7 protein-coding genes are annotated in these 7,611 nt (G+C 62.8%); 2 read left to right on the plus strand and 5 right to left on the minus strand.

Going from position 1 to position 7,611, the window contains the following annotated elements; all coding sequences use genetic code 11:
- Positions 1-833 (plus strand): IS66 family transposase (locus tag AB1609_11910; GenBank protein ID MEW6047170.1); only part of this gene is annotated, 833 nt, incomplete at its 5' end.
- A 109-nt stretch (positions 834-942) separates the two neighbouring features.
- Here AB1609_11910 and AB1609_11915 read toward each other — a convergent pair.
- The 5 genes from AB1609_11915 to AB1609_11935 all read right to left on the minus strand — a co-directional run bounded on the left by AB1609_11915 (position 943) and on the right by AB1609_11935 (position 7,054).
- Positions 943-2,277 carry a cation:proton antiporter gene (locus tag AB1609_11915; GenBank protein ID MEW6047171.1) on the minus strand — a complete coding sequence of 445 codons (1,335 nt, stop codon included), beginning with the start codon at positions 2,275-2,277 and terminating at the stop codon, positions 943-945.
- A gap of 229 nt (positions 2,278-2,506) precedes the next feature.
- A complete protein-coding gene (locus AB1609_11920) occupies positions 2,507-2,869 on the minus strand; it encodes an EamA family transporter (protein MEW6047172.1) in 363 nt (120 codons plus the stop codon).
- Between the two features lie 17 nt (positions 2,870-2,886).
- Positions 2,887-4,074: a DUF362 domain-containing protein gene (locus tag AB1609_11925; GenBank protein ID MEW6047173.1), complete on the minus strand. Its 1,188-nt coding sequence runs from the start codon at positions 4,072-4,074 to the stop codon at positions 2,887-2,889.
- 119 nt (positions 4,075-4,193) lie between these two features.
- Positions 4,194-5,786, minus strand: coding sequence for a radical SAM protein (locus AB1609_11930; protein MEW6047174.1), 1,593 nt, complete (start codon positions 5,784-5,786; stop codon positions 4,194-4,196).
- Positions 5,777-7,054, minus strand: a complete 1,278-nt coding sequence (locus AB1609_11935; GenBank protein ID MEW6047175.1) for a B12-binding domain-containing radical SAM protein — start codon at positions 7,052-7,054, stop codon at positions 5,777-5,779. Before AB1609_11935 ends, AB1609_11930 begins: the two co-directional genes overlap by 10 nt.
- 424 nt (positions 7,055-7,478) lie before the next feature.
- Here AB1609_11935 and AB1609_11940 point away from each other — a divergent pair.
- On the plus strand, positions 7,479-7,611 hold a 133-nt coding region (locus AB1609_11940), incomplete at its 3' end, for a transposase (protein MEW6047176.1).

Below are 7,611 nucleotides of genomic sequence, written 5' to 3' on the forward strand. Positions count from 1 at the left end.
TCCTGCAGGCCGACGAGACGACAGTGCAGGTGCTCCACGAAGATGGCCGCGCGGCCCAGACCCAGTCCTACATGTGGCTGTACCGCACCGGGAGGGAACCCCCGCCCATCGTCCTTTTCGACTACACGACCACCCGGGCGAGCAAATACCCCGAGCGGTTTCTCGCCGGGTTCAAGGGCTACCTGCAGGTCGACGGGTACGCCGGTTACGACGGACTGCCGGGCGTCACCCTGGTGGGCTGCTGGGCTCATGCGCGGCGCAAGTTCGACGAGGCACTCAAGGTGTTGCCTCCCGACAAGCGCTCCCCACCGGTGGCCGCCCGGGAGGGGCTGGACTTCTGCAACCGGCTCTTCGACATCGAGCGCGACCTCAGGGAGGCAGACCCCGAGGAGCGGTACCGAGCCCGGCTGGAGAGGAGCCGGCCCGTGCTGGATGCTTTCTCAGCCTGGCTCAGGACCCAGTCGCCCAGGGTCCTCCCCAAAAGCCTGCTTGGCCAAGCCATCAGGTATTGCCAGAGCCAGTGGAGTAAACTCGAAGGGTTCCTGCTTGACGGTAGGCTCGAACTCGACAACAACCGCAGCGAGCGCTCTCTGAAGCCCTTTGTGATCGGGCGGAAGGGCTGGCTGTTCTGCAACACCCCGCGCGGGGCCAGGGCCAGCGCCATTGTCTACAGCATCGTGGAGACGGCCAAGGAGAACGGGTTGATTCCCTTCGAGTATCTCCGCTACCTGTTCGAGAGGCTTCCCAACCTGGGCGGCGGTGACCTGGACGAGTTGCTGCCCTGGTCGGAGTCTCTGCCTGCCACCTGTCGCATCGATAGCAAACGAACCTGATCATTCGCCGGCCGCGGTAACCGTCCGGGCCGCTGCAAGCACGCGACCGGCCTGCCTTCTGATATGCACCTGGAGCGTTCTCAAGGTGGGCGCTATTTGACGCTTACGTTCAAGCCAGCGGCGTACCCTCCTGGCCCTGCCTCCAACGGAGCAAGAGATGTGGCTTCCTCCGGGAGGGCGCCACGTTCAGGCTCCGCCGGTCTCCGGTGGAGACGTCCGCAGGCCTAAGAAGGCGCTGGACGGCTGTGCCGCTCAGCAGACTCGTTACGACCGCCATGATCACCAGAGCCACAAAGATACTTTGATCAATCAGGTTGTGCTCGAACGCTACCGTCGCTAGGATTACCTCCATTGCCCCTCGCGCGTTCATTCCGAAACCTACCGCCAGAGCCTCTCTTAAGGGCAACCCGCCCACCCGTGCTCCCAGCGTAACCGGGATCACCTTGCCAGCAAACGCAACCAGGAATACAAATAGGACGAGCGGTGGGTCGCAGTTGGCCAGGAAGTTGGTCTTGAGCCCTATTGAAACAAAGCAAATGGGGGCGAAAAAGCCCATCGCAAACTGGTACACTGTCTCATGGGCCTGGTTTCGCCTTTCGCAATCCTCCGAAAGGCAAACGCCGGCTAGGAACGCTCCCACAATGGTATGCATTCCCATCGCCTGGACAACAGCGGACGCACTTAGCAACGCGACGGCCATGGCTCCGATGGTACTAGCGGGCCCGGTGAGGTGAGATTGCAACCAAAACAGGGCGTGTCGACCTACCCGACGCCCCAGACTCAAGACTAAGGCGAACAGACCCAGCACCAGGAGCATGGTTGCCCAAGGGGCGGTGGTAGGTGTAGCGTTCGGAGTAGCCTTGCTCAGGATCACCGCAAACAACGACCAGCCTATCAGATCGTTGATGGTAGCGGCAGCCATCATTACCCGGCCTGCTTCGCTCCGGATCAGGTTCAGATCCAGCAAGATTCTGGCTGTAACAGGCAGGGCCGAAATGGATAGAGCCGTCCCGACGAAAAGAGCAGTGATCAGTGTGTCGCCGTTCGCTTGATCCCCCCACAGGTCAGGTAACAGGAAGACCGACCCGAATCCCAGGGCAAAGGGCACGGCAATCCCCGAAATGCTCACCAGGGCTATGCTCAACCCCTGACGACGCAGATGCTCGAGGTTCACTTCCAGCCCGGCCAGAAACAAGAAGAACAGCATTCCCAGCTGGATGACTGCATCTTGACCCACCGAGCTGATGCCTTGAGAGGGAAACAGCCACGCGTGGAAGCTAGGAGCAACAGCACCCAGGACCGTGGGCCCCAACAGCACACCGCCGATGAGTTCGCCTACGACTGCGGGTGTGCGCAGCCTGCACATCACCTTCCCGAGGGCGAGTCCTACTGCCAACATCACGGAAATCTGAATGAGAAACACGACCAAGTCGTCTCGGGTCATGTAGTTGTCCCTACCTCCCTGGGCCCGCTTCTGCAAGGTGAGAACTGAGTTGATAGGTAACCTGAACACGAGGTGGAAGGGTATAAGAGGATTCCCCAAGAGCGAAGGAGCGAACGGTAAGAGGCCAGCCGCCAGTAGGGAGTAGCTGGGGGAACCTGGTGAACAGCCTCCGCGCCTACCGTTAGCCGCCCCGTCCTCGTCCGGTACACCTCACGTGAGGTGGGGGTGCTCAGGCACGTAGGGCAAGAAGCCATATCCCTGCGCACACCAGGGACGACCCCACTATCTTGTGCCAGGTGAGGGGCTCCCCGAAAACCAGGAACGCCAGGAAGACCACCAGCACCTTGCTCGCTCCTAGCATCGGGTAGGCACAGCTGAGTTCTACCCGGGAGAGGACCACGAGCCAAGTCGCGAGGGCAAGGACATACATCGAGAGGCCCGCCAGCGCATAAGGGGATGTCGCTGCGGAGAATAGCCAGGATCCAAACTCCCTGCCCATGTAGGGGCCTACCTCCCTCATTGCCTGCTTAAGCAACATCTGACCTGCCACGCCCGCAGCGACGCTTCCCGCGATAAGGCCCACCGCGTTCATGCCTTCAGCCTCCTCCCTTATCGGTTGTTCCTCGTGCCCATGCCCAGCATTTCCAGGCGAGCGGCAATCAGTGGTCGGAGCCAAGGGTTGATAGCCACCTCTATTGCCCCTCTGCGGCAACTGGAGAGGCAGTGAAAGCAGCGCGCACAGCAGTATGGGTCGATATGGAGTTCGCTGTCTGGGGCGTAGGAGATGGCCTGGGAAGGACACGTTGAGACGCAATTGCCGCAGCGTGTGCAGCTTGACTCTTTGATGATGGGACTCATAGCCACCTCACGCAGCCTGTAAAATGTCCTCGCCAGCGGGGCGATCTTCTCGGGGAGCCGGAACGTGCGGGCAGGAAGCGCCAGGGGGGGATGAAGCGGCGCGACGGCGTCGCCGCACACGGCGATGCGCGCGGGGTCATCGCAGCCCAGCCCCGCAAGTGCGGCGTAGCCTAACAAGGGTACGCGCCGGAGGTTGATGCCTGTGTGCTGGCAGGTAAACGTGTCGAGGGCCACCAGGTCGGACGACGCTGCGAGGAGCCCGATTAGCCGCGGCTGACCGTCGCTGGGGCCGTTCCCCTCCATCCCTACGATCCCGTCCAGAACCCCGAACCGGGGCCGGAGGAGCCGAATGAGTTCCACGAGTGCGCGGTACAATCCATGGCGTCCTCCGGCTTGGTGGACTCGAGCCTTGCCGGCCCCCATCAGCGTTCCCAGGAGGTTCTTTAGCGCGCCGGTGTAACCAGCTAGCGAGTGGGTCTTGAGCTTGGCCACCGATACCAGCAAGTCGCTGTCCAAGACCAGGTCACCCGTGAAGACATCACCTGGGACCGGCAAAGATAGGCGGCGGGGGCTGAGGGAGTCGATGTCGACCACGAGCCCCCCCGCTTCCTGTGTTGCTTGGGTGATCCCAGCCGACGCGAGGGCCGCGCGCGTGTGACCGTAGGCCGCGCTGGAGTCTCCTACATAGACCTGCGTTGCCCCGCGGCTGTACAGGTAGCTCACAAGACACTTCACCACCACCGGATGGGTGGACCGGGCCCGGGCCGGGGGGCCACCCGTGGCAGCGTTAACTTTGCAGAACACAGTGCGTCCGCGGGCGCTGGCGCCAAGCCCGCAACCGTCTCCCAGGGCCTCCAGGCCCGACCTCACAGCTGCCTCCTCATAGTGGAGGCAGGCCTTAACCCATACCCGGGACGCTTCTCCGGTACACCGGGCCATCGCAACATCCGATGTCTCGTATTCAGGTGGCCACACAGCCGGCCCTCCTTGTATCCGTAGACTTGCCCGATTTGGCCTGGAACATAGTTCCAGAGGTTTTGAACAGGTCCGAGTGAAACCTAGCCGCGAGGTGGGTTTTGGGGAAGTGCTTCCCCTCCCTGCGGTTCGAGCGCTTCGTGAGGTTGCACCCCCACTGCTGGCTGCGACTCCTTACCGCATGCTGACGCCCCCCGGCGCGGGGACCCCGAACTCGGATACATATCCCCGGCCTTGGGTGGTCGCGCCAGGAAGGTTAAGGCCGCGCGGATGAGGCCCAGTTCGTGCCGGGCGTTGAAGACGGCATAGGGTAGGCGCCGCCGTATGTAGTAACGGAGATAGGCCGCTCGTAGGTAGTAGCGGCGGTAGAAATCGCGCTGGAGCGTTCGGAAGCGCTGGTCGTCAATAGCGCTCAGGTTGAAGCTCGCACGGTTGTAATGGGAGTAGTCGTCGAAGCTGAGTTGGGTGAGGGCACCAGGTTGCTGAGAGGACTGGTGCAACTCCTCGAATACAGGTGATCCCGGGTAGGGGGTGAAGTATGCCACCTGAATGATCAGCGGCCGCAGTTCGCACGCGAATGCGAGCGTCTCCCGGAACTCCTCGTATGTCTCCGTGGGGCTCCCCACCATGAAGAACAAGGTGGGGGCGATCCCGGCGGCGTGAAGCTCGCGCACCACGCGCCGGATCTGCTCCTTGCTCATATCCTTGCGGAGGCACTGAAGGACCCGCTCGCTGCCCGACTCCACCCCCAGGCACACGCCCACACAGCCGCCTGCTTTCATCTCCCGGATTAGGAGGGGATCCAGGCAATCGGCCCGTGTCTGGCACACCCAGGGCACCCTCAAGCCTTTCTTACGCAGAAGGTGGCAGATCTGCGCCGTCCTGTCCCGATCTAACGTGAAGACGTCGTCGGGCAGTGATATAGCGTTGACCCCGTGTGCCCGTACCAGGTATTCAATATTGTCGACGACGTATTCAGGGGAATGGGCCCGGTACCTCTTGCCGTAGGAGAAGCGCAGGGTGGGTGAGCAGTATATGCAACGGAACGGGCAGCCGCGGCTGCTCAGGACGAAGCCCCAACGAGTGGGCCGGAAGCGCGGTATGGAGCACGATGACATGTAGTAGCGGCGCCTTGCGAGCAATCGGTAGTCGATGAACGGCAGGCTGTCCAGGTCATCGAGGTAGGGGCGCGGGGCGTTTTCGTGCAGGGTATCCCTGTACCACAGGATGCCGGGGACTTCCGACAGCCGCCCGCCTCGCCCGAGTACCTCCAGCAGGTGGGGCAGCGTGGCTTCGCCCTCACCTTTTATACACGCAAGAAAGGATCCGTCGCCCAATATCGTGCCGGGGAGGGCCGTGGCGTGCTGCCCGAAGGCGACCACTACGAAGTCTTGCCTCTGGCGCGCGCCCTGGATGATCCGGCGGGCCAGGTTCACGGTGGGCGTGGCTGTTTCCATGGCCACCAACTGCGGGCGGGCAGCAACGATGCGCTCCATCGTCTGCGATGGGGTAAGCCCTTCCGCCCAGGCGTCCACGATGTGGACACTATATCCGCGCAGGGATAGGATCGTCGCCATCTGGGCCGCTTCGAAGGGGATGAGCAGGTTCTGCGGGTGAGGGTGGCGGTAGCCCATGAACGGCGGGAGACGCACGAACACTACTCGGTTCACATCCATGCAGAGCTACCTCCCAGTATCCTCAATGCCCGTCTGAGTATCAGATCAACGGTGTGCCGATCGATGCGGCGCGCCAGCCGGGCGAGTACCTGCGGCCTCAGGTAAAAGCGCAGGTAGGCCCGTCGTCGCAGACTGCATAGCTGTGCCAGTTGCATGGGATCGGCTCTTTTCGTCCCTTCCCAGGCACTGCCGGGGACGGGCTGGAAAATCGAGAACTGGGCCAGGTCCAGCCCCAGGCGGAGGGCGGTGGCGACCGTGTGGCAGGCATCTTCCAGGCTTTCTCCTGGCAGGCCCAGCATGAAGTACCCCCCCACCACTAGGCCGGCCGAACGTAATTCCGCCACGATCTGCTTGAGATGGGGCTCGTCAGCGGCCCTGCCCAGTACCCCAGCAGCCGCGGGGTTGAGGGTCTCGATTCCCAGGGTGACCGACACGCAACCCCCGTTCGCGAGGGCGCGGACGAGGCGGCTGGTCAAGTGGTCGGGCCGAACCCCGTTCATGCACTCCCAGACGAGGTCTAGCCCCCGGGCACGCAACCGAGCACATATTTCCTCTACCCTCGCCGCATCATGAAGGAAATCATCATCCTCAATGTGTATGTCGAGTATGCCCAGGCGGCGCAGCCGCTCCATCTCCCGCACCACTGACAGGGGGGGAAGCGGCCGCCACTTGCCGCCGCTCAGGCGGGGCGCCGCGCAAAAGGGGCAATCGTGAACGCACCCCCGGCTTGTGACCATGGGAGCATACGGGTAGCATAAACTGAGCGTCCCTCTGCGGTTGTAGCGAGTTACTGGGAAGAGCGTGTAATCGGCCGGGGGAAGGAGGCTGAGGTCTTCCTCGATACGTGGTTGGGGCCAAAGGGGAGGAGGTTCATCGAGGGTCACCGCTCCCGGCGGCAGATCCGGGGCGTGCGACGACAGGGCACGGGCGAGTTCCACTATGGGGGTTTCGCCCTCCCCGATCACTGCCGCGGTTGGCACGCCCGTAGGGCGCAGTACCTGTGCAATGGCAGGACCGGAAGTGGAGATGCCCGGCCCGCCGAGCACTAGCAAGCGCAACCGGGCCCCGGAGGACCGGTAGGCCGCCTGCACCGTTTGGACGGCAGCTGGCAACTGGCCTAGCGTGTCACAGCGCACGGTAATCCCGACGAGTTCCGGGCGGATGTCCCCGACCAACTGCGGAAGAAGTCGCCCTTCGAAGGCAAGGTCGCATCCCCACACCCGGTGGCCGGCGTGCCTGAGGGCTGCTGCCACGTGCGCTAGGCCCAAGGGAAAAAATCTTTCCAGTCCGCCCCCGGGATTAACCAGCAACACGTTCACGATTCCCCTGCTCCTTCCCAATGGTGCCGCCTGTCGTCCTAGGAGTCCGCTTCAAAATCCCCTCTGAGGGGGCTCAGGCGGCTCTCTCATCAGCCTGTTTTCCATTTCTGGCAACCACCGCCTGGAAACATTTGTTTGGACAATCCCCGCAGACCTCGGTCAAATCCAGCCGTAGCAACGATTTGGGGCAAGGTGGGCGGTGCGGATGCTGGGCTACGTGAACACCAACTGGCATGTGGAGGACACCTGGGGATGGATGGACCGCATCCCCTAGAAGTCCTTCTGGGCCCGTTTTCGCGCCTGGGCCTGGGAACAGGGCAATCTCAGAGACGAGGAGTTCGCCCACCTTTACTGCGACATCGGCCGCCCCTCGGTGAGTCCCGCCCAGCTTACCGCAGCCATCCTGATCCAGCTGAAGAAGGGGTTTTCCGACCGCGAGTTGGAGGAGGCCACCCTGTACGACGACCGGGTGAAGTACGCCCTGGGCATGTCGCGCAACGGCCCGG

The organism is Bacillota bacterium (genome assembly GCA_040754675.1).
Taxonomy (GTDB): Bacteria; Bacillota; Limnochordia; order Limnochordales; family Geochordaceae; genus Geochorda.

What these genes read in the sequence shown, in the direction of transcription:
- AB1609_11915 (MEW6047171.1), bottom strand. Translation starts at nt 2,277, where the DNA reads ATGACCCGAGACGACTTGGTCGTGTTTCTCATTCAGATTTCCGTGATG.
- AB1609_11920 (MEW6047172.1), bottom strand. Translation starts at nt 2,869, where the DNA reads ATGAACGCGGTGGGCCTTATCGCGGGAAGCGTCGCTGCGGGCGTGGCA.
- AB1609_11930 (MEW6047174.1), bottom strand. Translation starts at nt 5,786, where the DNA reads ATGGATGTGAACCGAGTAGTGTTCGTGCGTCTCCCGCCGTTCATGGGC.
- AB1609_11925 (MEW6047173.1), bottom strand. Translation starts at nt 4,074, where the DNA reads ATGGCCCGGTGTACCGGAGAAGCGTCCCGGGTATGGGTTAAGGCCTGC.